26 protein-coding genes and 1 pseudogene are annotated in these 25515 nt (G+C 41.5%); 19 read left to right on the top strand and 8 right to left on the bottom strand.

What is annotated here, in order from left to right:
• Positions 1-5: 5 nt before the first annotated feature.
• Genes NEE14_RS07120 through NEE14_RS07110 form a run of 3 tightly spaced genes read right to left on the bottom strand, consistent with a single transcriptional unit; the run spans position 6 to position 2317 of the window.
• Complete coding sequence (locus NEE14_RS07120) at positions 6-1190, bottom strand: class I SAM-dependent rRNA methyltransferase (RefSeq protein WP_251967970.1); 1185 nt, start codon at positions 1188-1190, stop codon at positions 6-8.
• Entirely contained in the window at positions 1191-1775 is a 585-nt protein-coding gene (locus NEE14_RS07115) for a 3'-5' exonuclease (protein WP_251967969.1), read from the bottom strand. It lies immediately after the preceding gene.
• On the bottom strand, positions 1772-2317 hold the full coding sequence (locus NEE14_RS07110) for a DUF5063 domain-containing protein (RefSeq protein WP_251967968.1): 546 nt from the start codon (positions 2315-2317) through the stop codon (positions 1772-1774). The genes NEE14_RS07115 and NEE14_RS07110 overlap by 4 nt, the downstream gene beginning before the upstream one ends.
• A gap of 189 nt (positions 2318-2506) precedes the next feature.
• Here NEE14_RS07110 and NEE14_RS07105 point away from each other — a divergent pair, with 189 nt between their 5' ends.
• The 4 genes from NEE14_RS07105 to NEE14_RS07090 all read left to right on the top strand — a co-directional run bounded on the left by NEE14_RS07105 (position 2507) and on the right by NEE14_RS07090 (position 9100).
• On the top strand, positions 2507-4981 hold the full coding sequence (locus NEE14_RS07105) for an FtsK/SpoIIIE family DNA translocase (protein WP_251967967.1): 2475 nt from the start codon (positions 2507-2509) through the stop codon (positions 4979-4981).
• A gap of 425 nt (positions 4982-5406) precedes the next feature.
• Positions 5407-6561 carry a Gfo/Idh/MocA family protein gene (locus NEE14_RS07100; RefSeq protein ID WP_251967966.1) on the top strand — a complete coding sequence of 385 codons (1155 nt, stop codon included), beginning with the start codon at positions 5407-5409 and terminating at the stop codon, positions 6559-6561.
• A 32-nt stretch (positions 6562-6593) separates the two neighbouring features.
• Positions 6594-7586: a sugar phosphate isomerase/epimerase family protein gene (locus NEE14_RS07095; RefSeq protein WP_251967965.1), complete on the top strand. Its 993-nt coding sequence runs from the start codon at positions 6594-6596 to the stop codon at positions 7584-7586.
• Between the two features lie 95 nt (positions 7587-7681).
• A complete protein-coding gene (locus NEE14_RS07090; protein WP_422394685.1) occupies positions 7682-9100 on the top strand; it encodes an alpha-L-fucosidase in 1419 nt (472 codons plus the stop codon).
• Between the two features lie 87 nt (positions 9101-9187).
• Here the strand turns inward: NEE14_RS07090 and NEE14_RS07085 are convergent, their stop codons facing one another.
• Positions 9188-9805: a DUF4923 family protein gene (locus NEE14_RS07085; RefSeq protein WP_251967964.1), complete on the bottom strand. Its 618-nt coding sequence runs from the start codon at positions 9803-9805 to the stop codon at positions 9188-9190.
• 75 nt (positions 9806-9880) lie between these two features.
• On the bottom strand, positions 9881-10879 hold the full coding sequence (locus NEE14_RS07080; RefSeq protein WP_251967963.1) for a class II fructose-bisphosphate aldolase: 999 nt from the start codon (positions 10877-10879) through the stop codon (positions 9881-9883).
• 219 nt (positions 10880-11098) lie between these two features.
• On the opposite strand from NEE14_RS07080, the gene NEE14_RS07075 reads away from it, so the two are divergent.
• From NEE14_RS07075 to NEE14_RS07065, 3 genes are all read left to right on the top strand, one after another.
• Positions 11099-11353, top strand: coding sequence for a type B 50S ribosomal protein L31 (locus tag NEE14_RS07075; RefSeq protein WP_251967962.1), 255 nt, complete (start codon positions 11099-11101; stop codon positions 11351-11353).
• A gap of 188 nt (positions 11354-11541) precedes the next feature.
• Positions 11542-12573 carry a 23S rRNA (adenine(2503)-C(2))-methyltransferase RlmN gene (gene rlmN, locus NEE14_RS07070; protein WP_251967961.1) on the top strand — a complete coding sequence of 344 codons (1032 nt, stop codon included), beginning with the start codon at positions 11542-11544 and terminating at the stop codon, positions 12571-12573.
• A gap of 23 nt (positions 12574-12596) precedes the next feature.
• Positions 12597-13613, top strand: a complete 1017-nt coding sequence (locus tag NEE14_RS07065) for a DUF4837 family protein (protein ID WP_251967960.1) — start codon at positions 12597-12599, stop codon at positions 13611-13613.
• 191 nt (positions 13614-13804) lie between these two features.
• On the opposite strand, the gene NEE14_RS07060 is transcribed toward NEE14_RS07065, so the two are convergent.
• The 3 genes from NEE14_RS07060 to NEE14_RS07050 form a co-directional block, all read right to left on the bottom strand.
• Complete coding sequence (locus NEE14_RS07060; protein ID WP_251967959.1) at positions 13805-14740, bottom strand: phosphatase PAP2 family protein; 936 nt, start codon at positions 14738-14740, stop codon at positions 13805-13807.
• Positions 14741-14745: 5 nt separating this feature from the next.
• Positions 14746-15429, bottom strand: coding sequence for a CDP-alcohol phosphatidyltransferase family protein (locus tag NEE14_RS07055; RefSeq protein ID WP_251967958.1), 684 nt, complete (start codon positions 15427-15429; stop codon positions 14746-14748).
• Between the two features lie 73 nt (positions 15430-15502).
• Complete coding sequence (locus tag NEE14_RS07050) at positions 15503-15982, bottom strand: phosphatidylglycerophosphatase A family protein (RefSeq protein WP_251967957.1); 480 nt, start codon at positions 15980-15982, stop codon at positions 15503-15505.
• Between the two features lie 211 nt (positions 15983-16193).
• On the opposite strand from NEE14_RS07050, the gene pdxA reads away from it, so the two are divergent.
• From pdxA to NEE14_RS06990, 12 genes and pseudogenes are all read left to right on the top strand, one after another.
• Positions 16194-17297: a 4-hydroxythreonine-4-phosphate dehydrogenase PdxA gene (gene pdxA, locus NEE14_RS07045; RefSeq protein WP_251967956.1), complete on the top strand. Its 1104-nt coding sequence runs from the start codon at positions 16194-16196 to the stop codon at positions 17295-17297.
• A 244-nt stretch (positions 17298-17541) separates the two neighbouring features.
• Positions 17542-18009 carry an adenylyltransferase/cytidyltransferase family protein gene (locus NEE14_RS07040; protein ID WP_022455595.1) on the top strand — a complete coding sequence of 156 codons (468 nt, stop codon included), beginning with the start codon at positions 17542-17544 and terminating at the stop codon, positions 18007-18009.
• Between the two features lie 6 nt (positions 18010-18015).
• Positions 18016-18744, top strand: coding sequence for an SDR family NAD(P)-dependent oxidoreductase (locus tag NEE14_RS07035; RefSeq protein ID WP_251967955.1), 729 nt, complete (start codon positions 18016-18018; stop codon positions 18742-18744).
• Between the two features lie 6 nt (positions 18745-18750).
• A complete protein-coding gene (locus NEE14_RS07030) occupies positions 18751-19641 on the top strand; it encodes a CDP-alcohol phosphatidyltransferase family protein (protein ID WP_251967954.1) in 891 nt (296 codons plus the stop codon).
• A 10-nt stretch (positions 19642-19651) separates the two neighbouring features.
• The gene (locus tag NEE14_RS07025; protein WP_251967953.1) at positions 19652-20491 is read left to right on the top strand and encodes a lysophospholipid acyltransferase family protein; all 840 of its coding nucleotides are present in this window, start codon (positions 19652-19654) and stop codon (positions 20489-20491) included.
• Positions 20492-20580: 89 nt separating this feature from the next.
• A complete protein-coding gene (locus tag NEE14_RS07020; RefSeq protein WP_251967952.1) occupies positions 20581-21762 on the top strand; it encodes a sigma-54 interaction domain-containing protein in 1182 nt (393 codons plus the stop codon).
• A gap of 3 nt (positions 21763-21765) precedes the next feature.
• Positions 21766-22278 (top strand): LptE family protein, encoded by a 513-nt coding sequence (locus NEE14_RS07015; RefSeq protein WP_251967951.1) that lies wholly within the window; start codon positions 21766-21768, stop codon positions 22276-22278.
• Between the two features lie 11 nt (positions 22279-22289).
• Positions 22290-23048: a hypothetical protein gene (locus NEE14_RS07010; RefSeq protein ID WP_251967950.1), complete on the top strand. Its 759-nt coding sequence runs from the start codon at positions 22290-22292 to the stop codon at positions 23046-23048.
• Between the two features lie 8 nt (positions 23049-23056).
• Entirely contained in the window at positions 23057-23431 is a 375-nt protein-coding gene (gene secG, locus NEE14_RS07005) for a preprotein translocase subunit SecG (RefSeq protein ID WP_251967949.1), read from the top strand.
• Positions 23432-23524: 93 nt separating this feature from the next.
• Complete coding sequence (locus NEE14_RS07000; RefSeq protein ID WP_262922374.1) at positions 23525-23824, top strand: DUF4491 family protein; 300 nt, start codon at positions 23525-23527, stop codon at positions 23822-23824.
• A gap of 165 nt (positions 23825-23989) precedes the next feature.
• A pseudogene (locus tag NEE14_RS06995) lies at positions 23990-24094 on the top strand (chloramphenicol acetyltransferase); the annotation flags it as partial.
• A 162-nt stretch (positions 24095-24256) separates the two neighbouring features.
• The gene (locus NEE14_RS06990; protein WP_251967948.1) at positions 24257-25477 is read left to right on the top strand and encodes a hypothetical protein; all 1221 of its coding nucleotides are present in this window, start codon (positions 24257-24259) and stop codon (positions 25475-25477) included.
• The last annotated feature ends 38 nt before the right edge of the window (positions 25478-25515 follow it).

The raw sequence follows: 25515 nt of genomic DNA, 5'->3' as shown, positions 1-25515 counted from the left end.
CAAAATTATTCGACATAAAGAACCAGTCCTTTCAGGTATTCTCCTTCAGGATGGTAAATGTTGACCGGATGATCTGCCGGTTGTGTAAGCTGATGCAGGATACGTACGTTTCTTCCTGATTGTGCTGCGGCACTGAAAACAGCCAGTCTGAAGTTCTCTTTGCTGACTACTTGTGAACAGGAGAAGGTGAACAAGATTCCTCCCGGCTGGATTTTTTCGAATGCGATGGCATTCAGTTTGCGGTAACCTTGCAAGGCATTGCGCAAAACATTCTTGTGCTTGGCGAAAGCAGGTGGATCCAGAATGATCAGATCATAGTTATTTCCCATCCGTTCCAGGTATTTGAACGCGTCTTCGGCAAATGCCTGATGCCGCGGATCTCCCGGGAAGTTCAGCTCAACGTTCTTATTCGTTAAAGAAATGGCCTTGGCCGAGCTGTCAACCGAATGTACCAGTTTGGCTCCGCCTCGCATGGCGTAGAATGAAAATCCTCCGGTATAACAGAACATATTCAAGACAGAGCGGCCTTTTGAATAATGTTCCAGCAGAGAACGGTTTTCCCGTTGATCGACAAAGAAACCGGTCTTTTGTCCTTTTTGCCAATCGACACAGAATTTCAGTCCATTTTCTAAGGCGATGTCTTCTACATCATGACCATAGATGTAACCTTTTTCGCTGTCGAGATCAGCTTTATAGGGTAATGTCGTTTCCGATTTGTAATAGATATTCTGTAAAGTGTCGCCAACGACTTCCTTCAGTGCTTCAGCTATTTCAAAGCGGAATTTGTGCATACCTACAGAATGTGCCTGCATAACGGCTGTATGTGCGTACATATCAATAACGAGGCCGGGTAAACTGTCTCCTTCGCCGTGAATCAGACGGTATGTATTATTGTTGGGAGTATTGGCTAACCCCAAGATACAGCGTAACTGGTAGGCGGAACGGATTCTCTCTACCCAGAATGCATGATCAATTTCTCTTTGTGTGAAAGAAAGCACCCGGACGGCGATACTTCCTATCTGATAGTGCCCGATTGCCAGGAACTGCTGGTTGGCACCATATACTTCCACCAGATCACCTTCTTCCGGTTGTCCTTCGATACGTTGAATGGCTCCGGAAAATACCCAGGGATGGAAACGTAACAAAGATTCTTCCTTTTTGGGTTTCAGAAATACTTTACAGTAACTCATTTATGACAGATTATTCAGTTGTTTATAAATTTGGAGGCAAGCCCAGGCATCTAATGCTGCGTATTTTTGCTGGGATGAGGTTAATACATCCGCTTCCCAGTTAGACAAGCGTTGCCCTTTGGATATTTTCTTCTGAAAGAGGATGGCATAGATCTTCTGCAAGCTGGCCTCTTCAATACCAAATTGCTTGACATAGGCCTGCAGATCCAGAAAGTTCTGTGGCTCTATTTCGATTCGTTTGCGCATGGCTCCGAAATCATCCTGAAGAGACAGACCTACTTTTAAGATATTGGCGTTGCCTAAAAGATGTTCCAGTGATCCCGGAAATCCCATATAGTTCAATCGGAACAAAAAGCAGGTGTCGTCGGTCGATAATTGTATCAGCGAAACCTTATAGCGCTGTCCTTTCTTGAAACTGGGGCGCGTTTCCGTATCAAAGCCTATCATAGGATATTTAGACAAATAGGCCACTGCCTTGTCGGCCTCTTTTTCAGTAAGCAGTGTAATGATTCTGCCTTTGAATTCTTCGAGGGGCAACAAGGAAATTTCCTCTTTGCTGATTATATTTACATACTTTTCAATCATTCGTTTTCTTTTACTTCGTTCAAACTTTCATCTGCATAGCGCAAGTGATGCAAGGCTTTTAATGCATTCAGCAACGGCTGTCCCCAATACTCACAGAAGTTATGATAACACAATCCGATGGCTTCGCGCATCACGAACTCATTGCCTTGTCGAAACAGAGACACAAAATTACCAACATCCTGATATACGTCTGCCAGATTTTCAGAAATGAACGCGATGATAGGTGTTTCACTATAAGCCATATCCGGATGAAATGTATCCAGATAAGAGTCTTTGTCTTCCAGTAAAGCAGCAATGCCTGACCGGACCGATTCGTACATTTCTTCGGTCACACTTAGTTCCGGCTCAAACAGTTCATCCGGTTCGACTGCGGGCAGCAGAGCGGCTTTCAGATAGAGCAAGGGCAGGATTTTCGTTGCCTTATCAACGAAATCTATGCGTTCAGAACGGTTGGCACTTTCAGCGAATGTACAGTATTCGAGGGCCACCGTTACGAATTCCAGCGTGTTCCGGTCATATACAGGATTGTTCTCTTTTTTCATCACCACAGAATATCATGATTAATATTTAATGATTTCGAAAATAAAATGACAACTTAATTGGATAAAATTGAATCTACATTTTCGAATGGCAAAGTTAGTAATATTATTTGTTTCTTAAAAAATTGCCGATACATTAATTAATAAGGATATTTTACGTAAGTTTGCAAAACGAAAATCGAAAAATCAGATATGGCAAAGAAAACTATAAATAAAAAGGGGGATAATGGGAAGCCTGGTTTCTGGGCATTATTCAGAAGCTTTTTTACGAACGAACGGACTCGATTTATTACGGGACTGGTCTGTTCGATTGTTACGATTTATATTGGATTGGCACTGGTGTCTTTCTTCTTTACGGGAGCGGCCGACCAGAGTAAGATTGAAAATGTCCCGGTAACGGATCTGCTTACTAATCAGGGATCGGTCGAGAACTGGACGGGCGTCAGAGGTGCTTTCCTGGCTGATTTACTGATGAACCGTTGGTTTGGAATTTCGTCGTTTATGATTTTGTTCTTTTTAGGTTCGGTAGGAGCCAAGCTGATGAACATCAGACGGATTTCTTTATTTAAGCGATTCATCTTCTGCCTGACTACTCTGATCTGGGGCTCATGGTTTTTTGCTTTCTTCTTTATTAGCGGATATGAAGATACCTTTATTTATTTAGGCGGTCAACAGGGGTATTATGTGACTGAAATATTAAAGAATAATATCGGGATTCCCGGCACTTTCTTGTTGCTGTTAGGGATTTTCCTGATTATAGCCGTCTTTTCAAGCTCTAAAACCATTCCGTTTTTACAGCGGGTTCTTTCGTTCAGCTGGTTAGGTAGGATTCAATGGCGGAGGAAAAAGAAGGTAACTCCTGAAGTTGTTCAAGAGGAAAAGCCTCAGGAAGAAGTGGTTCCTGATTCTCAGCCAGTAGCCGAAGAACCTTCTCCTGAATATGTGTTCGATACAGAAAAGGAGATTGAAAAGGCAGAACAGCAGGCTTCTCCTGAATGGGTAGAACCGGAAGAAGAAACATCTCCGGTGGAGGAAGCTGAACCCGAGCAGGAAAAGGAAACTCCTGTGCAGGTGTTGCATTCGGATGATCCTGAATTTTCGGTAGAAGTCGCTCCGGATGATGATGCGGATTATTCGGGAAAAGCTTTGGGTGATTATGATCCTCGTCTGGATTTGTCGAAGTACGTGTTCCCAACCTTGGATTTGCTTGATCCGCATGATACGGGTGTACATGAAGTAAGTATGGACGACCTGAATGAAAACCAGCTGCAGATCAAGCAGGCTTTGGAGGAATTCAACATCAAGATCGCTTCCATCAAGGCTACTGTCGGACCAACGGTCACTTTGTATGAGATTATTCCGGAAGCCGGAATCCGTATCGCCAAGATCAAAACACTGGAAGATGATATCGCGTTGAAACTGGCAGCGTTGAACATCCGTATTATTGCTCCGATTCCGGGTAAGGGAACAATCGGTATTGAAGTGCCGAACAAGAATCCGCAGACGGTGTCGATGCAGTCAGTTATCGCCTCGAAGAAGTTCCAGGAATGTAAATATGAATTACCGGTGGCTATGGGAAAGACCATTACCAACGAGGTGTATATGTTCGATCTCTGCAAGACTCCGCACTTACTGGTGGCAGGAGCGACCGGACAAGGTAAGTCTGTTGGTCTGAATGCCATCATCACTTCTCTGTTATATAAGAAGCATCCGGCAGAACTGAAGTTTGTGATGGTCGATCCGAAGATGGTTGAGTTCAGCATTTATTCGAAGATCGAACGGCATTACTTGGCGAAACTGCCGAATACGGACCATCCGATCGTTACGGAACCGGCAGATGCTGTCGCAACACTGAATTCGCTGGTAGTCGAAATGGAGAACCGTTATAAACTGTTGGTACTGGCCAATGTCAGAAACATCAAGGAATACAATACGAAGTTTATCAGCCGTCAGTTGAATCCAGAGAAAGGTCACCGCTTCTTGCCGTATATTGTTGCTGTCGTGGATGAGTTCGCCGATTTGATTGCCACTTCGGGCCGTGAGATCGAGTTGCCTATTTCGCGCATCGCGGCTAAGGCTCGTGCCGTAGGTATTCACATGATTCTGGCAACGCAGCGACCGGATACGAAAGTGATTACAGGAACAATCAAAGGTAACTTCCCAAGCCGTATCGCCTTTAAGGTAGCATCTATGATCGACTCTCGTACCATATTAGACGCTCCGGGTGCTAACCGTCTGATCGGTCGGGGTGATATGTTGATCTCTGTAGCCGGTAGTGATACGATTCGCGTCCAGTGTGCTTTTGTAGATACACCCGAAGTCGAGAATATCGTTAACTATATCAGTGAGCAAGTTGCCTATCCGACAGCCTATCTGTTGCCGGAATATGTGGCCGAGAATGATGCCGACAAGACCTTGGGTGGTGTTGTAGATCTTTCTGAGCGAGATCCGTTCTTTAACGAAGCTGCCCGGCTGATTGTGATTCAGCAGCAAGGTTCAACTTCTCTGATCCAGCGGAAGTTTGCCATCGGATATAACCGGGCCGGACGGTTGATGGACCAACTGGAAGCTGCCGGAATTGTTGGTCCGTCAGAAGGAAGTAAGGCGCGCCAGGTATTAATTCCAGATGAATATACACTTGAACAATTACTGAACAGTTTAAAATAAGAATCTTTTCATCGGGATCTTCCCTTGAAATATAATTTTCAAAGTATCTTTTAGAAGAAACGACTTGTATCAATCAGATGCAGGTCGTTTTTTTGTTTTTCCCATATATGATAAAGTTAAGCCTTTTTCTTGTTACATTTATACCGTTTCACCTGGGTGGTACGATCGTTTCACCTTTGTGGAACGATCGTACCACAGCTGTGAAATGATCGTTCCACAAGGGTGAAACGATAAAAAAAATTGTCATTTAACGAATTTGGTTGACTTAAAATCTCTTTATAAATAAAAGGGGTTGACTCTAGTTTAATTTGTTCTTGTACAGGGGTAATCTGATATTCATCCTTAATTTTTGCTAAAGGAGCAGGCTTCACAGAAATATATTGTATCTTTAACGGGAAGATTTAATCAATAATCGTAATACTACCATGAATAGAAAAATCAGAATGGGAATGATTGGCGGTGGCCCGGGTTCCTTCATCGGAGCCGTACATCGGATCGCAGCTAATCTGGATGGTCAGATCGAATTGGTCTGCGGTTGCTTTAGTTCTAAACCAGAAAAATCACGTGCGACGGGAGAATCGTTGTTCCTGCCTCCTGAACGGGTATATGCTTCTTGGGAGGAAATGTTGGAAAAAGAAGCATTATTGCCTGAAGGAGAACGGATGGATTTCGTCTCCATAGTAACCCCTAATCATGTACATTTTGCACCAGCCATGATGGCTTTGGATAAAGGTTTTCATGTAGCTCTCGACAAGCCGATGACTTTCTCGCTGGAAGAAGCCAAACAGCTTGCTGCTAAGGTGAAGGAAACCGGTAAACTCTTTCTTCTGACTCATACTTATACCGGATATCCGATGGTGAAGGAAGCCCGTCACCGTGTATTGAATGGCGACTTGGGTAAGGTGCGTCGGATTTATGTTGAATATCCGCAGGGCTGGTTATATAATGATTGTGCGGCCACCAATAAGCAGGCTGCCTGGCGTGTCGATCCGAACCGTTCGGGAAAAGCCGGCTGTATGGGCGACATTGGTACGCATGCCTTTAATCTGGCTGAATATATTACCGGGCTGAAGGCAACAGAGATTTGTGGAGAATTACAGACTTTCGTACCCGATCGTCTGCTGGATGATGACGGAGCAGCCTTAATCCGTTATGAAGGGGGCGCCAGGGGCGTCTTGATGGCCAGTCAGATTGCTGTCGGTTGCGAGAATAGTTTGAAGATCCGTGTCTTTGGTGAGAAGGGCGGTTTGGAATGGCGCCAGGAAGAACCCAATACCTTGATTCTCCGGTGGCCGGATCGTCCGGCGGAAATTGTCCGGACAAACAATGGTTATGTATCTGGTATCTCAGCTTATAACAGTCGTGTGCCAGCCGGTCATCCCGAAGGCTATCTGGAAGCTTTCGCTAATCTGTACCGGAATTTTGCAACCGCTTTGCGGGCCAAGCTGGAAGGGAAGGAACCAGCTCCGGAAGCCTTGGATTTCCCGTCAGCCGAAGAAGGCGTTCGCGGCATGCGTTTTATCGAAACCATCGTATCGACCAATAATACAGATGCTAAATGGCTGAAATTGGTTGAGTAATACAGATTCATCATTAAAAAGGAGGAACAACTATGGCACGTCCAGTTACATTATATACATTGCAGTGGGGAGATCTTCCCCTTGAAACCGTTTGTCAGAAGGCAAAGGAGTTTGGTTATGACGGAGTAGAGTTGGGTTTGCCCAATCATGTGGATGTCCGTCAGACTGATCCGGCGTATTATCAGGGAATCCTGGATTTGTTGGCAAAATATGATTTAAAGTTATACGCAATTTCAACACATTTGATCGGTCAGGCCGTATGCGATAAAATAGACAGCCGGCATCAGGCTATCTTGCCCGATTATATTTGGGGCGACGGTGATCCGGAAGGCATTCATCAGCGGGCAGCAGAGGAATTGATTCGGACCGCACAGGCCGCCAAAATGTTGGGAGTTAATACGGTTGTAGGTTTTACCGGTAGTCCGATTTGGGCTTATTTATATTCGTTCCCGCCCGTTACTGAACAGATGATTGAAGACGGTTACCAGGAGTTTGCCCGTCGCTTTTTGCCGATTCTGGATGAGTATCAGAAATTAGGAATCCGATATGCCTTGGAAGTCCATCCGACAGAGATCGCCTTTGATACTATTTCTGCTCAGCGAGCATTGGAAGCCTTGGGCAATCATCCGGCCTTTGGATTCAATTACGATCCGAGTCACTTGGGTTATCAGGGCGTAGATTATGTTGATTTTATCTATCATTTCTCAGATCGTATCTTCCATGTCCATATGAAGGATGTTTATTGGAGTGATACGCCGAAGCAGGTGGGAGTATTTGGTGGGCATGTGACGTTTGGTGATCCGCGCCGTTATTGGAACTTCCGCAGTTTGGGTAGAGGTTGCATCAACTTCGAAGAGATTATCCGGGCGCTGAATGCCATCGGTTATCAAGGTCCGCTTTCGGTTGAATGGGAAGATAGTGCCATGAACCGTGAACACGGAGCCCGCGAATCCTGTGAATTTGTCAAGCAAATCGACTTCCAGCCATCGGCTCATGCTTTCGATGCCTGCTTTGAAAAGAAGTAAGCTGTTTATTTTTTCTGTCGGATGATGTCGTTGTTGGGATTTTTATTGTAGATTTGCGTAGATATTCCATTATCGCTAACAAATCTAAATAACACATGAAACTATTTCAACAGCGAAAAGCCTCAAAATGGATGTTGGGGCTGGCCTTAGTTGGCTTATCATGCGCGGTGAATGCGCAGGAAGAACAGAAAGTACAGGGATTTGTACATGAACAATCAGATGAAAGCGGTTACGTATGGCCTACAGACTCACTAGTCTTGAAGAAACTGGATGTTTGGAAAGATCAGAAGTTTGGGGTTTTATTCCATTGGGGCTTGTATTCGGTTCCCGGTATCGTGGAGTCATGGTCTATTTGTTCGGAAGATGTGGATTGGATTCCGCGGGATACGACTTGGGCGTATGAAGACTATAAGAAATGGTACTGGGGACTGAAGGATTCTTTCAATCCGGTCGACTTTAATCCGGATCAGTGGGCGGATGTGATGGAAGATGCCGGAATGCGTTACGTTGTCTTTACCACCAAACATCATGACGGATTCTGTATGTACGATACGAAGGAAACCGATTTTTCTATTGCCCATGGTGCATTTAAAGATAACCCAAAGAAAGATGTGGCGCGGTATGTTTTCGATGCTTTCCGGAAGAAAGATTTCATGATTGGTGCTTATTTCTCTAAACCAGACTGGCATTGTCCGTATTATTGGTGGCCGTATTATGCAACTCCGAATCGGAATGTGAATTACAAGATAGCGAATCATCCGGAACGTTGGGAGAAGTTCTGTCAATTTACATACAATCAGATTGGGGAACTGATGAAAGGATACGGAAACTTCGATATCTTGTGGCTCGATGGTGGTTGGGTTGGTTCTGATGATCAGGATATTCACATGGATAAAATCGTCGATATGGCGCGTGAAGCCCAGCCCGGTCTGATCGTTGTCGATCGTGCTATGCGCGGAAAACATGAGAATTACCAGACACCCGAACGGGGAATTCCGGAAAAACAACTAGCATATCCGTGGGAAAGCTGTATTACGTTGAGCAATGACTGGGGATGGGTTCCGAATGCACCTTATAAGTCGGCTACGAAAGTAATTAATATGCTGGCAGAGATTACTGCCAAAGGCGGTAGCTTGTTGTTGGGCGTTGGTCCGACTCCACAAGGTTTGATTGAACAACCGGCTATTGATCGACTGCATCAAGTAGGAGAGTGGTTGCGCGCTAATGGTAAAGCCATTTACAATACAACCATTACTCCGTATTATCAGGAAGGTAATATTTGGTTTACGGCCGATAAAGACGGAAAGACCTTATATGCCATTTATGCATTGCCTGACGGAGAGAAGTTACCGAAAGAGTTGACATGGAATACCAATGTACCGAAAGGAAAAATGACTGTTTTGGCTAATGGCAAGCGTGCTTCTTATCAGGTAGATGGAAATACGGTGAAAGTTTCGTTGCCGAATAATTTACCCAACGAACCATTGGTGCTGAAATTTACTTTGAAGAAATAAGTCTTGCTACCCCGAATAAAAAAATATGCCGGAATAACTGTATGGCTGTTCCGGCATATTTTTATGTTATGGATAGCGATTGATTATTTATTTCTTCAGTTCGAATCCTACTTTCATGCCGTCATATTGTTCAGCTAAAGAATTGACGGCCTTTAAAGTTGCATTATCCGAAATAGAAGATAGTTTGCCAAGGAAATCAAGCAGTTTGTCGGCATTGAACAGTAACGATAATTGATCATCTGTCACTACAACTTGTGCTGATAGCGTGTTGAATTTTAAATTACCGAAATTGCCATATTTGAGTTCGATTGTTTTTTCGGCTTCTTGTAAAGTATATGTGCCGTTTAAAGTTTTTCCTTTAAAAACGCAGGTAAAGCTGTTATCGGTATTAAATGTATAACTAAATGTTCCTGATTTAATACCAATTTTATCGCAATAAGATTGTAGTTTCTTTTCTATTTCGCCCGAAGCGGCACTGGCGGCAACATTCTTGAGCGCATTATCACCTTCCAGTAAAACAGCCGGATTAACATAATTCCAAGTACCTGCCAGGTTTGCTGCAGTTACATTTTTCCCTCCGGTTAATGAAGTGACGGCGTCTTTTACTGTTGATGAAGATAGGATATCTTTCAATGACTGAGCGTGTGAATAAACGGTTAAATTAGACACCAGAAGGATGCTTAAAAATACAATAATCTGTTTCATAGTTGATCAATTTATAAAGTAAGACAAAAAAAGCGCACTTCTTCGGTGCGCTTTTCATAAAGGATAAACTGGATATTATAATTTATCGTTAGAACCCAAAACGTTGATGATTTTGTGTTTGTACAGTTTTTCCATGTTGTCACGAGCCGGACCCAGATATTTACGAGGATCGAATTCTTCAGGATGTTCAGCAAATACCTTACGGATAGCAGCAGTCATAGCCAGACGAGAGTCTGAGTCGATGTTGATCTTGCAAACAGCAGACTTAGCAGCCTTACGCAATTCATCTTCAGGAATACCGATAGCAGCTTCCAGCTTACCACCATATTTGTTGATTGTATCAACTTCTTCCTGAGGAACTGAAGAAGATCCGTGCAATACGATTGGGAATCCAGGTAATTCTTTCATTACACCATCCAATACATCGAATGCCAATGGAGGAGGAACCAAACGACCAGTAGCCGGATCAACGTGGCACTGTTCCGGTTTGAATTTGTATGCACCGTGAGAAGTACCGATTGAGATAGCCAATGAATCGCAACCAGTCTTTGTAACGAAGTCAACAACTTCTTCCGGTTTAGTATACGTGTGATGTTCAGCAACTACTTCATCTTCTACACCTGCCAATACGCCAAGTTCACCTTCAACAGTTACATCATACTGATGAGCGTAATCAACAACTTTCTTAGTTAAAGCTACATTTTCATCATAAGGCAGATGAGAACCATCGATCATAACTGAAGAGAAGCCCATGTCAACGCAGCTCTTGCACAATTCAAATGAATCACCGTGATCCAAGTGAAGTACGATCTGAGGATTAGGACAACCTAATTCTTTTGCATATTGAACTGCACCTTCAGCCATGTAACGCAGCAAAGTCTGGTTTGCATAGTTACGAGCACCTTTAGAAACCTGCAGAATAACCGGAGATTTAGTTTCGACAGCTGCTTTGATAATAGCCTGCAACTGTTCCATGTTGTTAAAATTGAATGCAGGGATAGCATAACCACCCTTGATGGCTTTAGCAAACATTTCTCTTGTGTTTACCAAGCCTAAATCTTTGTAACTTACCATAGTTGTAATATGTATTACGTTAATGATTAAAAATCTGAGACAAAGATATAATATTCTTACCGAACAAAACTATTATGGATGTAAAATATCGCAAAAAAACAATGTCAATGAAAAAAATAGGGGAAATACTTTTTTTATTCGAGGCTTCTTCATACTTTTGCAAGCCAAAATACCGGTTACCAGATTAAAAGAAGTATAATTAAAAGAACAAATAAAACAATGAAAAAAGGTATTCATCCAGAAAGTTATCGTCCTGTAGTATTCAAGGACATGTCAAACGATGATATGTTTATCACTCGTTCTACTATCAATGCGAAAGAAACAATCGAAATCGATGGCGTTACTTATCCGTTGGTAAAGGTTGAAATCTCTAACACTTCTCACCCGTTCTATACAGGTAAGTCTAAGTTGGTTGATACTGCCGGACGTGTTGATAAGTTCATGAGCCGCTACGGTAACCGTAACAAGAAATAATTCGGTCCTATTACATAATTGGAAATATAAAGGACAGGCTTTTGGAGTTTTCTCAGAGAGCCTGTCCTTTTTTTGTTCAGAATCGAAATGACTGTTTCTGTTTTTCAGTTCTACTTTTTTTTGTACTTTTAGAGCCGATTAGTAAAAGTATCTGATCGGGATGGATTCTGATCAAAAACAATAAGAAAATGAGTGAAAAGAAGCGTTTGCTTGGAATGACTCTGAACGAGTTGAAAGCTGTGGCAGCTGAGGCCGGACTCCCCGGATTTGCTGCAAAACAGATGGCCGATTGGCTGTACAAAAAGAGAGTTTCCAGTATTGACGAGATGACAAATATTTCTCTCGCTAAAAGAAACTGGCTGTCAGATTCGTATGAGATCGGGAAAGTTCCTCCAGTAGACTTTCAGAAGTCGGTAGATGGTACGATTAAATATCTATATCCTGCCGGACCGGGCAATTTTGTGGAATCTGTATATATTCCTACAAGTGACCGGGCTACGCTTTGTGTCTCTTCTCAAGTGGGCTGTAAGATGAACTGCCTTTTCTGCATGACCGGAAAGCAGGGTTTTACGAAGAATCTTTCGGCCAATGAGATTTTAAATCAGATACAGGCATTGCCCGAAAATGATGAATTGACCAATCTGGTCTTCATGGGAATGGGAGAACCGCTCGATAATACGGATGAGCTGTTTAAAGTCCTTGAGATTCTGACGGCTCCATACGGATATGCCTGGAGTCCGAAGCGGATTACCGTTTCAACAATTGGAGCGAAAGGCTTGAAGCGTTTTCTGGATGAGAGTGATTGTCATCTGGCTGTCAGCCTGCATTCTCCTTATCCTGCCGAACGGTTGTCGTTAATGTCGGTTGAAAAGGCATTTCCGATGCACGGTGTGCTCGATTTGATTCGTCAATATGACTTTACGCACCAACGCCGGGTGTCGTTTGAATATATCGTATTCAAGGGACTTAATGATAGCGTACAGCATGCAAAGGCTTTGGCCGGTCTACTGAAAGATATACCCTGCCGGGTGAATCTGATCCGTTTTCATGCTATTCCCAATGTGCCTTTACAAACTTCCGATTTGAGTAAGATGGAAGCTTTTCGGGATATCTTGAATGATCGGGGTGTTACATGTACGATTCGGGCTTCGCGTGGTGAAGATATTTTCGCGGCATGCGGTATGCTGTCGACAGCGAAGAAAGAAAAGGAAAATAAATAAGATAACTAATCATAAAAGTAAAGATGAAAAAGATTGTATGTAGCTTGTTTCTTTTAATGGCTTTGATGCTGACGGCGTGTAATTCCGGACCCGTTGTTACTCGAGCTACCGGTTTCGCTTATGAAGTAGTTGTTGTAATGGATAAGAATTATTGGGAAGGTACTGCCGGAGATGCTGTTAAGGGACAGTTAACGTCGCCTGTACCAGGATTACCTCAGGCAGAGCCGAGTATGAAGGTCTCTTATTCGCAACCGTCAGACTTTAATGGTCTTCTTACGTATGTAAGGAATATATTGTTGGTTGATATTAATCCGAATATCTATACCAAAACGACCTTAGCTTCCGAAGAAAACCGTTGGGCTTTCGGACAGCTGGTGTTAACATTGAAGGCTCCTTCTCCTGAAGTATTGATAGAATATCTGGAACAACATCCGAATCAGATAACGGATCTGTTTGTCAAGGAAGAAATGAAACGGGCAACCGAACAGATGGAAGAAACCTACAGTTCGGTAGTCATGGATGTCTTGAAGAAGAATCATCAGCTCTCTTTGAATGTGCCGGAAGAAATGGTTTATTATAAAGATACGACCGATTTCTTTTGGACTACCAATAATGCAAGTACGGGTCGTATGGATGTCGTAGTATATACATTCCCATATACTGATCCGAATACTTTTACGCCTGAATATTTGGTTGCCAAGCGCGATTCAGTAATGAAAGCCAATTTGCCGGGTGCTTTCCCGGGATCGTACATGGCTACAGAAACAAAGTATTTTGATGTTGATTATTCAGCCATTACAGTTCATGATAAATATTGCGGTGTCATGCGTGGACTTTGGAAGATGGTGGGCGATATGATGGGCGGCCCGTTTGTTGCGCATGTACGGTTGGATGAAAAGAACCAGCGTGTAGTAGTGGCCGAAGGTTTTGTTTATGCTCCCGAAACGGATAAGCGTAACTTTATCCGTCGTATCGAGGCGGCCCTTTATACGTTGCGTTTGCCGGGAGAATATGATGTTCCGGAAGAAAAGACAAAATAAGAACAACCGTCACACTTGCTTTGAGGAATAGAAATTCCCGGTCTTTATCAGTATAGGTAATAGATGTGCGGAAGATTTCCTTCCTGTAGTGTGGAAATAAAATAAACGAGAATCGAAAACGAAATTGATGAGAAATGTTTTCGATTCTCGTTTATTTTTAAGGAGAAATCCGAAAGGTAAATGTCAAACCTTTATTGGATGTATTTTGCATACTTGTGAATAAAACCGGAAAAGGCCGGTATCCGCATCAGTATCCGTTCGAAGATCAGGATACCGATTAATGCGCAGGCGATTCCCAATGTTACATCGATGATGTAGTGATGTCCGGTATAAACAGCCGTAAACCAGATTCCGGCCATGATGAAGGCGAAAACAATCCGGAGCCATGTTTTGCATCTTGCCCGGAAAGAATAGAACAAGGTCACTACCATATACGCTGAATGTAACGAAGGAACTGCAGCAAATACATTCGCATTTCGCCCGTACAGACTTTGGAAAACAGATAATCCTGTCATTTCATCAAATCGTCCTAATCCGGCCACATCGCCGGGTGTGTTTAATATCGGTTCGAAACCATAGTTCATCACATACCAGGGCGGAGCTGCCGGATGAATATAATATCCTATAAATCCAATCAGATTGACAAACAGGAATACCAACGCAAAATGCAGATACGTTGTGCGCTGGTGCGTGAAATAAAGTCCTAATCCGAACAGAATAGGAACCGGAACCCAACAGAGATAAAAGATTCCTGCCATAAAATCGAGTAAGGCACAATGATGTATCTGGAAGAATTCGTTGGGAGTAAGCAATCCTTCTGAAGTCATGATGCCGAAAAGACTCTTTTCGGTATCGTATAAGCCTTTCACATCAATAGGATTTACTTCGTAATTTGGAACAATTCGCATCCAGTCGTAGGAAATTCCGAATAAGGCAAAAGGCAGCAAGGCTACTACCAGTTTACGGGTTCCCTGACTGGAAAAGAATAAAACGGCTATGAGTAGGGCCATAACTCCATGTTCAGGACGTATCCCTACAAAAAGAGTAGTTACAATAATCCATACGACTAAAGAAATGAACAGGATCTTCATTTCTTTAGCCGATGGTCTATCGGCAAGAATATTCATCGCACTTATTTTTTCAGAAGTTGTTTACGGCTATATTCTATGCGGGCAAAAGCTGTCAGATTGGCAAATATGGCAATAAATCCCAGCGGTGCAATCAATATATACATCGGATCGAACGACAGATCCTTTGCTTGTGTTGCTGTAATCCCGCAGATCAGTAATCCCAGGCAGGTTAAGACAACACGTTCCGGACGCTGCATGAATCCGATCTTACATTCCAGTCCTAAGCCTTCCGCTCTGGCTCTGACATAGCTGACCATTAACGATCCGATTAAGGCGGCAAATGTGATAACTGCTCCGACTGGATAACCGTTTTCAGATAAACAGAAGCAGATTGCTCCTAAGGTTACCAGTTCGCTGTACCGGTCGAGGACGGAATCATACATAGCACCGAATGTCGAAGCCATGCCACCGATACGGGCCACTTGCCCGTCCATCATGTCGAAGAGAGAGGATATCAGAATAATACCTCCGGCCCATCCGATCAGACTGTAAAGATTTCCTTCTTTATGCATGCCGGCATAAATTAAAATACAAGCACCTGCCAGGTTTCCCAAGAAGCCGATCGTTGTAACAATATTGGGGGTAATGCCCATTTTAATCATTCCGTGAACTACAGGGCTAATGATTTTGTAAATAAGTTGTTGCAATTGATCTCGCAACTTCTTGGCTCTTTTTTTTATTTCCATGTCTTTGCATCTAATTTTTATGTAGTACGTAAAAGAAAATGTAATGTTCTGATTTTTTGAGTGTGTATATAAGTTATGCACTAATAAGTCTGAAGGCGTATAAAACAATCAGGCCGTAAATTCCTGATAAAATATCATCGGCCATGATACCATAGCCTCCGGGAAGCTTTTCCATTTTTCTTATTCCCAGGGGTTTTAGTATATCAAAGAACCGGAACAAGATAAATGCTGCTAACATATATCCCCATGCTTGACCATTGGGAACAGCCAGTAATGCAATCCATGTCCCAACCATTTCGTCGATAACTACCCGGGAAGGATCTTTTCCCCAGTATTTTTCAGCAATACCTGACGACCATATACCTAAGATAGTAAAAATAAAGACTATAATCAGTGTGCATAAAAAAGTGGAATAAGCGTTAGTTAGAATCGTCGCATATCCCCACCAGATTAACGTAGCAAGACACGCCCCGGCAGTACCGGGCGCTATCGGGCAATAACCAGATCCGAAACCACTGGCTATTACTTGATGAAATACGGGTATTTTTGTCATTTCCTTGTACTTTGACGGAACATTTTTCCGAATAAATATGCAAACGTACTGCATTTCTTCGAAGTTTCTTTTGTATTGCTCCGTTAAATTAGATTAAATCGAATTTGGAACATTTTATAATGCAAGATGATTTTTGGTTGTTTGTGTATGAAATTCGCCAATTTTTGTAACTTTGTCAGACTGATTTTATTCAATAGAAGTTTTTTGTAACATGGAAGATAGAATGATAAGAGTGGGTATTACCCACGGCGATATAAATGGAATCGGATATGAAGTGATTCTGAAGACGTTTTCCGATCAGCGGATGACAGAGTTGTGTGTACCTATTATTTATGGGGCATCCAAAGTAGCTGCTTATCATCGGAAAGCGTTGGATTTGCCTCCTGTCAATATAAATGTGGTTTCACGTGCGGAAGAAGCCGGATTGAACCGCGTTAATATCATTAATTGTGTAGAAGATGATATTAAGGTGGAATTAACGCAATCTACTCCAACCGCAGGAAGAGCAGCTTATAAAGCTTTGGAAGCGGCTGTAGCTGATTTGAAGAGTGGAGCCATTGATGTACTGGTTACGGCACCGATCAATAAGTATAACATTCAGAATGCCCAGTTCCATTTTCCCGGTCATACGGAATATCTGGAGCAGACATTAGGGGATGGGCAGAAAGCCTTGATGATATTAATGACCGATACGTTGCGAGTAGCTTTAGTTACAGGGCATATTCCAGTATCAGAGATACCATCACAGATTACGGTTGATAATATAGTGACGAAACTGCAGGTATTTAATCAGTCTTTGAAGCAAGATTTTACGATTATCAAACCGAGAATAGCTGTGCTGGCTTTAAATCCGCATGCAGGGGATAATGGGGTAATTGGAAATGAAGAAAAAGAAATTATCAAACCGGCTATGGAAGAAGCCGAACGCTTAGGTGTTATGTCGTTTGGTCCGTTCCCGGCAGATGGATTCTTTGGTTCCAAGATGTATGAAGAGTTTGATGGTGTCTTAGCCATGTATCATGATCAGGGATTAGCTCCGTTTAAGGCTTTAGCCATGGAAGAAGGCGTTAATTATACAGCCGGTCTGCCTTTTGTTCGGACTTCTCCGGCGCATGGTACGGCTTATAATATTGCCGGTCAGAATATAGCTTCCGAATCATCGTTCCGTCAGGCCGTTTATACAGCCTTGGATGTCTATCGCAGTCGGAAGTCATACCAGGAAGCTACGGCTCATCCATTACGGAAACAGTATTTTGATAAAGGCAGTGATAATGTTAAACTGGATTTGACAAAAGATGAAGATGCTGAATTGTAAATTAGTAGAGTAGCATATTTTGTTATATAATAAAAAGACACAATAAATCAGTCAGATGTGAAAAATAAGTAAATAGGACTGTTTTGTTGTGTCTTTCTTATATGTTCAAATTGTTGTTTCTTTTTATTGTTCAATTTCTTTGATTGAATGTTCTATTACTTGACAGCAAGCTCTTTTTCGGAATATTTTTTTTTAGATAGCGAAAGATTATGTAAGTTTGCGGCTTAAAAACAAGTTTATAACCATGTTTAAGGATAAAACAATTGTATATACATCTGGAACATTTGATATGTTTCATTATAATCATCTCCGAATGATCAATTATGCGCGGAGTTTGGCGGATATTCTGATCGTAGGAGTAAGTACAGACGAATTGGTTGAATCATATAAACCCAAACCAATCATTCCGTTTCATGAGCGGTTACAGATTATTGAGGCCTTGAAAACACCGGATATCGTTATTCCTCAACACACATTAGACCATACAGAAATTGTCAAGAAATTAAATATTGATGCTTTTGTTGTAGGTGATGACTGGTATGGTAAGTATGATTACCTGAAAGACTTAGGCGTACAAGTTTTTTATTTCCCGTATGGAACAGGTGTATCGTCGTCAAATTTAAAGAAGACGATACACGATTCGTATGAAGCAAATTTGCGTTCTCAGCGCCAGGCGAAACCGCAGTCAGTAAAGGGCTTTTCTGAAAAATAAACGGTTATGAGTAAATGTGTATTTATAACCGGTGGAACAAAAGGTATTGGAAAAGCTGTTGCAGCTTGTTTGGCTAAGTCTGGTTATCAGTTAATATTAACGTATGCCGCTGATCAGGAAACAGCGATTAATACTCAAAAAGAACTTCAAGCAGAATACGGTGTTTCGGTTTCCGTTGTTCAGGCCGATAACTCAGATATTCATGCGATTGATACTATTGCCACGTATCTGGCAGACAACGATATATTCCTGGACGCAGTCGTTATGAATGCAGGGACAACCTGTCGAGATTCATTTGAACAGATGCAATATAAGGATTGGGAACGTGTGTTTTGCACAAATGTACATTTCCCGGTATTTTTATTGCAGCGGATAGTATCTCGGATCAAGAAAGGTGGAAGCGTTGTGTTTACCGGTTCACTTATGGGTATTGAGCCACATTCAGTTTCATTGGCTTATGGAGTAACTAAAAGTGCAGTTCATAGTCTGGTAAAGAACTTGGTTAAGTTTCTGGTTCCTTATGAAGTGCGGGTTAATGGCGTTGCTCCGGGGTTTGTTGATACGGAATGGCAGAAAAACAAACCGAAAGAAATTCGTCAGAACATAGAACGGAAGGTCGCTTTAGGACGATTCTGCGATCCGGAAGAAATCGCTGAAGTATATAAAATGTTGATTGAGAATGGTTATTTTAATGGCGAAGTAGTCGTCGTGGATGGCGGTTATTCTTATAAATAAAGAATCATGGGAGAATTGAACAAAGAATATGAGGCTTCCTTGAAGTCTATAGAAACAGAGAATTTGGTAGATCGTATATTTTATCGTCCTATCGGTTTTCAGATTGCAAAAGCCTTACGTAATACGGGAGTTACACCCAATATGATTACGGTTATATCCATCTTTGTAGGTGCGGCAACCGGTTTTTTATTTTATCATAGCGATTTGAAATACAATATTTATGGTATTTTATGCTTGATTTTTGCTAATATATTGGATTGTGTAGACGGCCAGTTGGCTCGTCTGACAGGTATCAAATCAAAGATTGGTAGAATATTGGATGGTTTTGCCGGAGATATTTGGTTTGCCAGTATATATATCGGATTAGCTTTGCGTTTGGCTAATGAAACAGGTTCTTACGCGTTTTTTATCTTAGCCGTATTGTCAGGTATGTCGCATTTGTTGCAGGCAAATATTACTGACTATTATAAGACCTTGCATCTTTATTTTATCAGTAAGGATAAAGGGGCCGAATTTCAATCTCTCGAGCAAGTCGTTGCCCAACATAAGGAAATGAAGTATGGCATTACTAAATTTTTCTATTTTCTGTATCGTTGGTATACTTTGATACAAGTGAAGGCAACGCCAACTTTACAACAGATGTTGAAAAATCTGCATGCTAAATACGGTGATGATTTCCCACAGGATGTCCGGCTTGATTTCCGTCGTCAGAGCAAGCAGTTGATGAAAATGATAGATTTGTTGACGTTTAACGGACGAACGATTGTTATGTTTATCATCGTGTTGTCTGGTTATGTATGGGCTTACTATTTGTATGAGATTATAGTCTTGAACATTGTATTGGGCATCAGCATGCGACGCCATGAGAAAATGTGCAGATCTTTCTTGAACAGATAATTCATAAATCATGAAAGAGACCGTTATTGATAGTAATGATTTAAAGGCTATGTCGCCTTTTTTTAATACGGGCTTTGGCTCGTGGGTTGGAAAATTGCTTATCAAATGGCTGGAAATAGATAAAGTTAATCAAGCGCATAAGAATAGCTGTCATTTGAAAGGCGCAGCTTTTACCTCGGCCCTATTGAGAGATCCTTTGATAGATTTGAAGTACAGGCTTCATGGAGCCGAGTTATTGGATCATTTGCCAGAAGGTTCTTTTATAACGGTCTCGAATCATCCGATTGGTTCTTTGGACGGGATTATGCTGATTGATATAATGGCTGCTCGACGTCCGGATTTTAAGGTAATGGTAAATGGTATCTTGTCGAAAATAGGTGCCATGAATGATAATTTCATTACGGTTCATCCAGATACCAAGCGTAATGGTAAAGGAAATTTGAGTAGTATGAACGGTGTCCGGCTTTGCTTGCAGCATATCAAAGAAGGACATCCGATGGGTTTTTTCCCTGCCGGAGCAATGTCCTTTTATAATAGTAAATACCATGCAGTGCGCGATCTTCCGTGGACCCGGAGTGTGATTCGTTTGATCCAGAAGGCAAATGTTCCTGTTTATCCGGTTTATTTTGACTTTCTCAACTCTAAATATTTTTATTTCTTAGGTTGGCTGAACTGGCGGCTACGGACGATCCGGATAGTTCCCGAAGTCTTTAATAAGAAAGGGAAAACTGTTGATGTTTATATAGGAGATCCTGTCCCAGCTGAAAAGATACGTTCATTTGCGACAGAGGAAGAATTGGGCAAATATCTCTATGATTTGACCTATGCTTGTAAGAATAGTCGGTCCTGAATAACTATTTGGCATATTTTAAAAGTCAAAAATACGGGAATTTGACAGATTATTTATACTTTTGATACATTAATCAGTATCATTGGAAAATGAAAATAGATCTTCAGCAAATAAAACAGCGTTTTGGCATTATTGGGAATAGTGTCGGTCTGAATCGGGCTATTGATGTGGCTTTGCAGGTAGCTCCAACAGATTTGTCTGTATTGATTACCGGAGAGAGTGGTGTAGGTAAAGAAGTTTTCCCGCAAATTATACATCAGAACAGTGCCCGTAAGCATGGTCCGTATATCGCTGTCAATTGCGGCGCCATTCCGGAAGGTACTATTGATTCTGAATTATTCGGTCATGAAAAAGGATCTTTTACGGGTGCTTTGGCAGATCGTAAAGGTTATTTTGAAGTAGCCGACGGAGGAACTATTTTCTTGGATGAGGCCGGCGAATTGCCTATGCCTACTCAAGCCCGCTTATTACGTGTACTGGAAACAGGAGAGTTTATAAAAGTAGGTTCATCGAAGGTACAGAAGACGAATGTTCGTATTGTGGCTGCTACCAATGTTAATTTGGTACAGGCTGTGAGCGATGGAAAATTCCGTGAAGACTTGTATTACCGCTTAAACACAGTCCCTATTCAAATCCCTCCATTAAGAGACAGGTCTGAAGATATTATATTATTGTTCCGTAAGTTTGCTTCAGATTGTGCGGAAAAATACAGAATGCCAGCTGTCCGTTTGGACGATGATGCACGTCAGTTATTGACTTCTTACCGCTGGCCGGGTAATATCCGTGAACTGAAGAATGTTACAGAACGAATCTCTGTGATAGAAGAAAAAAGAGAAATAACCGCTGATATTCTTCGGCAATATTTACCGAATGTCAATGTAGCCAAATATCCGGTTTTGGTGAAACAAGAGAATGAACAGCGCTCATTTAATAATGAAAGGGAAATCTTGTACCAGATTCTCTTTGATATGCGTAAGGATGTTAATGATCTGAAGAAACTGGTTCATGATATTATAGGCGGTACAGTACCGGTCTCTGTTGATAAGGATGAATCATTTGCATCGACTATTCATCCGGTGACGACAATTCAGCCACCGGTGCAGGAAGCCGAGACGGTAGAAGAGGAATCGATGTCATTGGAAGATGTTGAGAAAGATATGATCCGCCGGGCTTTGGAGCGCCATAATGGAAAGCGGAAAAATGCGGCTGCTGATCTGAAAATCTCTGAGCGGACACTGTACAGAAAAATTAAAGAATATAATTTGGAGTAATCTATGAAGAAAACTGGATTCGTTTATCTGTTTCTTGTCTTGTCGGTTATTCTGACAGGATGTACCATATCTTATAAATTTAATGGGGCTTCGATTGACTATACGAAGGTGAAAACTATTTGCATCAAAGATTTTCCTAATCAGGCTCCTTTGGTTTATCCTCCGTTGGCACAACAGTTCACGGAAGGGGTAAAAGATATTTATGTCCGTCAGACCCGCTTGTCGTTGGTGCGAGATAACGGCGATCTGGAGCTGGAAGGAGAAATAACCGGTTATGATTTGACGCCAATGGCTGTAAAAGAAGATGCTTATTCTTCTCAGACGAAATTGACGATCACGGTGAAAGTCAGATATACCAATCGGACCAACGCTGACGAAGATTTTGAACAGTCGTTTTCTGCATATCGGGAATTTGATAGTAATGTCATGCTGCAGGATGTACAAGATCAGTTGTGTTCGGAAATTATTGAAGAACTGGCCGATCAGATCTATAATTCTACGGTAGCCAATTGGTAGAAGAGCGAGGCATGAATGCGGTTGAACTACATCAATATATACAGAATCCGGATTTACTGACGTCGGAAACATTACCTGGCATAAAACAGGCATTGTCATCTTATCCTTATTTCCAAGCATTACAAATGCTTTATTTACTGAATTTGTGGAAAATTGATAGTCCGGATTTTAGAACCGAGTTGGAGCGTTTGGCTACAGGTATTACCAATCGGAAAGTTTTATATCGTTTGTTGAAAAATTCTCCTGATCTTTCGGGAGGGAATAATGCTGTCCCTGATTCGGCTGCTGATTCTTTTGCGTTGATCGATGCTTTCCTGGCTGGAACTGAATCTTCTGAGTCTGAAAAGAAAGAAAGCCAGGCGTTGTTGCTTGAGCCGTCGGTCTCGGCAGATTACTTTCAGTGGAAAGAAGTGGCGCAGTCTGATCCTGTTTCCCAACCGGAATCCGAGCAAAAAGAGGTTAAATTAAAACATCAGGATTTGATTGATTCATTTCTTGAGAATGATATGGCTCACAAACCGATGTGGAAGGATAACGAGCAAGTTGAGGATTCGGTTCAGGAAGAGGACGAAGAGGAGGATGTTTCACTTAAACAGTTGGACGATTCCTATTTTACGGAGACTTTGGCTCGAATTTACGTGAAACAGAAAAGATATGATAAAGCTTTGCAAATTATTAAAAACTTAAGCTTGAAATATCCAGAAAAAAATATTTACTTTGCAGACCAAATTAGATTTCTTGAGAAATTGATTATTAACACTAAAAAATAAATTAAAAAATGTACGTATTTATTTCGATCTTGATTCTGATCGCTTCAATCTTATTGATTTTGATTGTCTTGATTCAGAATTCTAAAGGCGGTGGTTTGGCTTCAGGATTTTCTTCTTCTAACCAGATCATGGGCGTTCGTAAGACAACTGATTTTTTGGAAAAAGCTACGTGGACACTGGCTGGTGCAGTGATTGTATTGAGTATCATTATTACAGCGTTTATTCCTCGCGCTGAGCAAAATGGAAATCAGTCTGAAATTAAGCAGCAGGTAAATGATGCTGTAACGATCGATCCGAATGCTGTTTCTCCTGATTTTGGTACAGCACAACAAGCAGAAACTCCGGCACAGGAAACTCCGGCTCCAGCAGCGGAACAGAAGTAAGCAACTGTCTGAGAAAAAATATAGAAGGCTGTTCGGCTCAAAAAGCTGTGCAGCCTTTATTCGTTTTATAACCAAATAGAATTGATTCATGTGATGAACTGGAATGGATTATTGATAGGTGTAGTTACTTTTTTGGTCATAGGCTTATTTCATCCACTTGTGGTAAAGGCAGAATATTATTGGGGAACAAAAAGCTGGTGGTTGTTCTTAATCGGAGGAATTTTGGCTGCCGCAGCTTCTTTGTTTATTGAAAATATATTGGGCTCTACTGTTTGTGGGGTAATTGCCTTTTCTTCATTTTGGTCTATTAAGGAAGTCTTTGAGCAGGAAGAACGGGTTTTGAAAGGTTGGTTCCCTAAAAATCCGAATCGGACGTACCCGGATCGGAAATAAATCTTCTTGTCAGAGCTTTTCAGATATCCAACCTCTGTAAATGATTCCAACGAGTTTCAAAAACGATTCCCGTTATTTCCGTTTTTGATTCTCGGGAGTTTTATTTGCCGTCATTAAATTAGTTGGGCGGTAAAACCGATTTATATCTTTATATAAACTAAGCGTATGAAAGAAGTGGATCCCAAAGATACCTCGCGGGCCTATGCCTTTGAAATGTGGATGAATGCGCCAATGCCGATGGTTACCTTTTTCAGGACATTGAATGTAACCTTTTAGTTTCTTTTCAGTTTCATCATGCACAAATGGATGGAGCTCATGCTGCCCGTTTTTTAGATAACTTGCAACATGAAATAGATATATTAGGCGCATAGAAATTAAATGCCTTTTATACCTTTGTGCTCCTGTTACGAATTATCAATAAATCGCCATTATATGAAACTCAAAAAGATTGTTTGTACTTTGTTTAAAGTATTGCTTGTTCTTGTGGTCATTGTTTTTGCTTACTTCATGTATGCTGTTGTTTGGATTTACCGGTTTAATGCAGATCAGAAAAGAACAGTAGAAAATGTTGATCCCGATTTTTATCAAACTTCGCAGCTGGTTCGTGATCCGAATGGATATTTCGGGATAATTACCACAATCAACAATCAATGTGCGGATACATTGCTGATAGATACGCAAGCATCTACTTCACTTGCCAAGCAAGAAGTACTTGACCGATATGAGGCGGAATATTGGAAACGAAAACCCATACCGACTTTTAACTTTTACAAGCAGGCCTATTTCTCGAAACTGTATAGGGTAAATGAAATAGGTATTGGCGATTGTATGCTGAAAGATGTAGTTTTTACTTCCGTTCCGAAAGATAACGGTATGTATAATGCATTATACCGTACGGTATTAGGACGTACTATAATCGAAAATATGGGTTGGAAGTTCGATTTAGATAAAAATGAAATGACTTTGTTCTCTCTTACAAATGAGGAGTTACTGAAACGGGAAACAGAAGGCTTCACGCTTGTAAAGAATGGAATAAATGATTTATCGCTTTATGGTGAACAGACCGATAGTTTGCAGCTGATGTTTGATTTGGGTTCGAATTATGATCTGCTAATCGATAAGACTGTTTATGAGAAATTGCGTAAACAGCAGACACCAAGGCGATATGCCTTCTTTCGTAGAGAAGGATTAATAGATACGGTTGAAGAGTTCCAAGGTATTACTATGTATTGCAACGGGATCGCTATTCCGGATTGTACATTAGATTATATACCTTCAATTAATAAAAATGTTGCAGGAAATATCTTTGCCGGGAAATTGAACTTCATACTGGTTGGGGAAGACTTATATATTAAGCAGCGAACAGATATAGTTCCGACTGATCAGGCCCAACTTTCTGTACTCGGTTTACGCCTTAATCTCCGCAACAATGCTGTTTGTGTTACCGCATTGGAAATAAACGGATTGGCAGAAACAGCAGGATTAATGTTAGGCGATAAGGTCATCGCAGTCGACAATGGGGCGGTTTCTATAGATGAAATGTCTGTATCAAGCGGTAAATTAGAAAGATATATTCAACAAGCTGATAGTCTTACCCTGGAAATAGAACGCAATGGGGAAAGGAAAAATTACATGATCGTACATAATGAGTGATTAAAATATATCAAACACTTTCAGAAAGAGCAAAAAAG

The sequence above is a fragment of the Parabacteroides sp. AD58 genome (assembly GCF_023744375.2).
Taxonomy (GTDB): Bacteria; Bacteroidota; Bacteroidia; order Bacteroidales; family Tannerellaceae; genus Parabacteroides; species Parabacteroides absconsus.
This window is presented reverse-complemented; position numbering and strand designations above follow the sequence as displayed.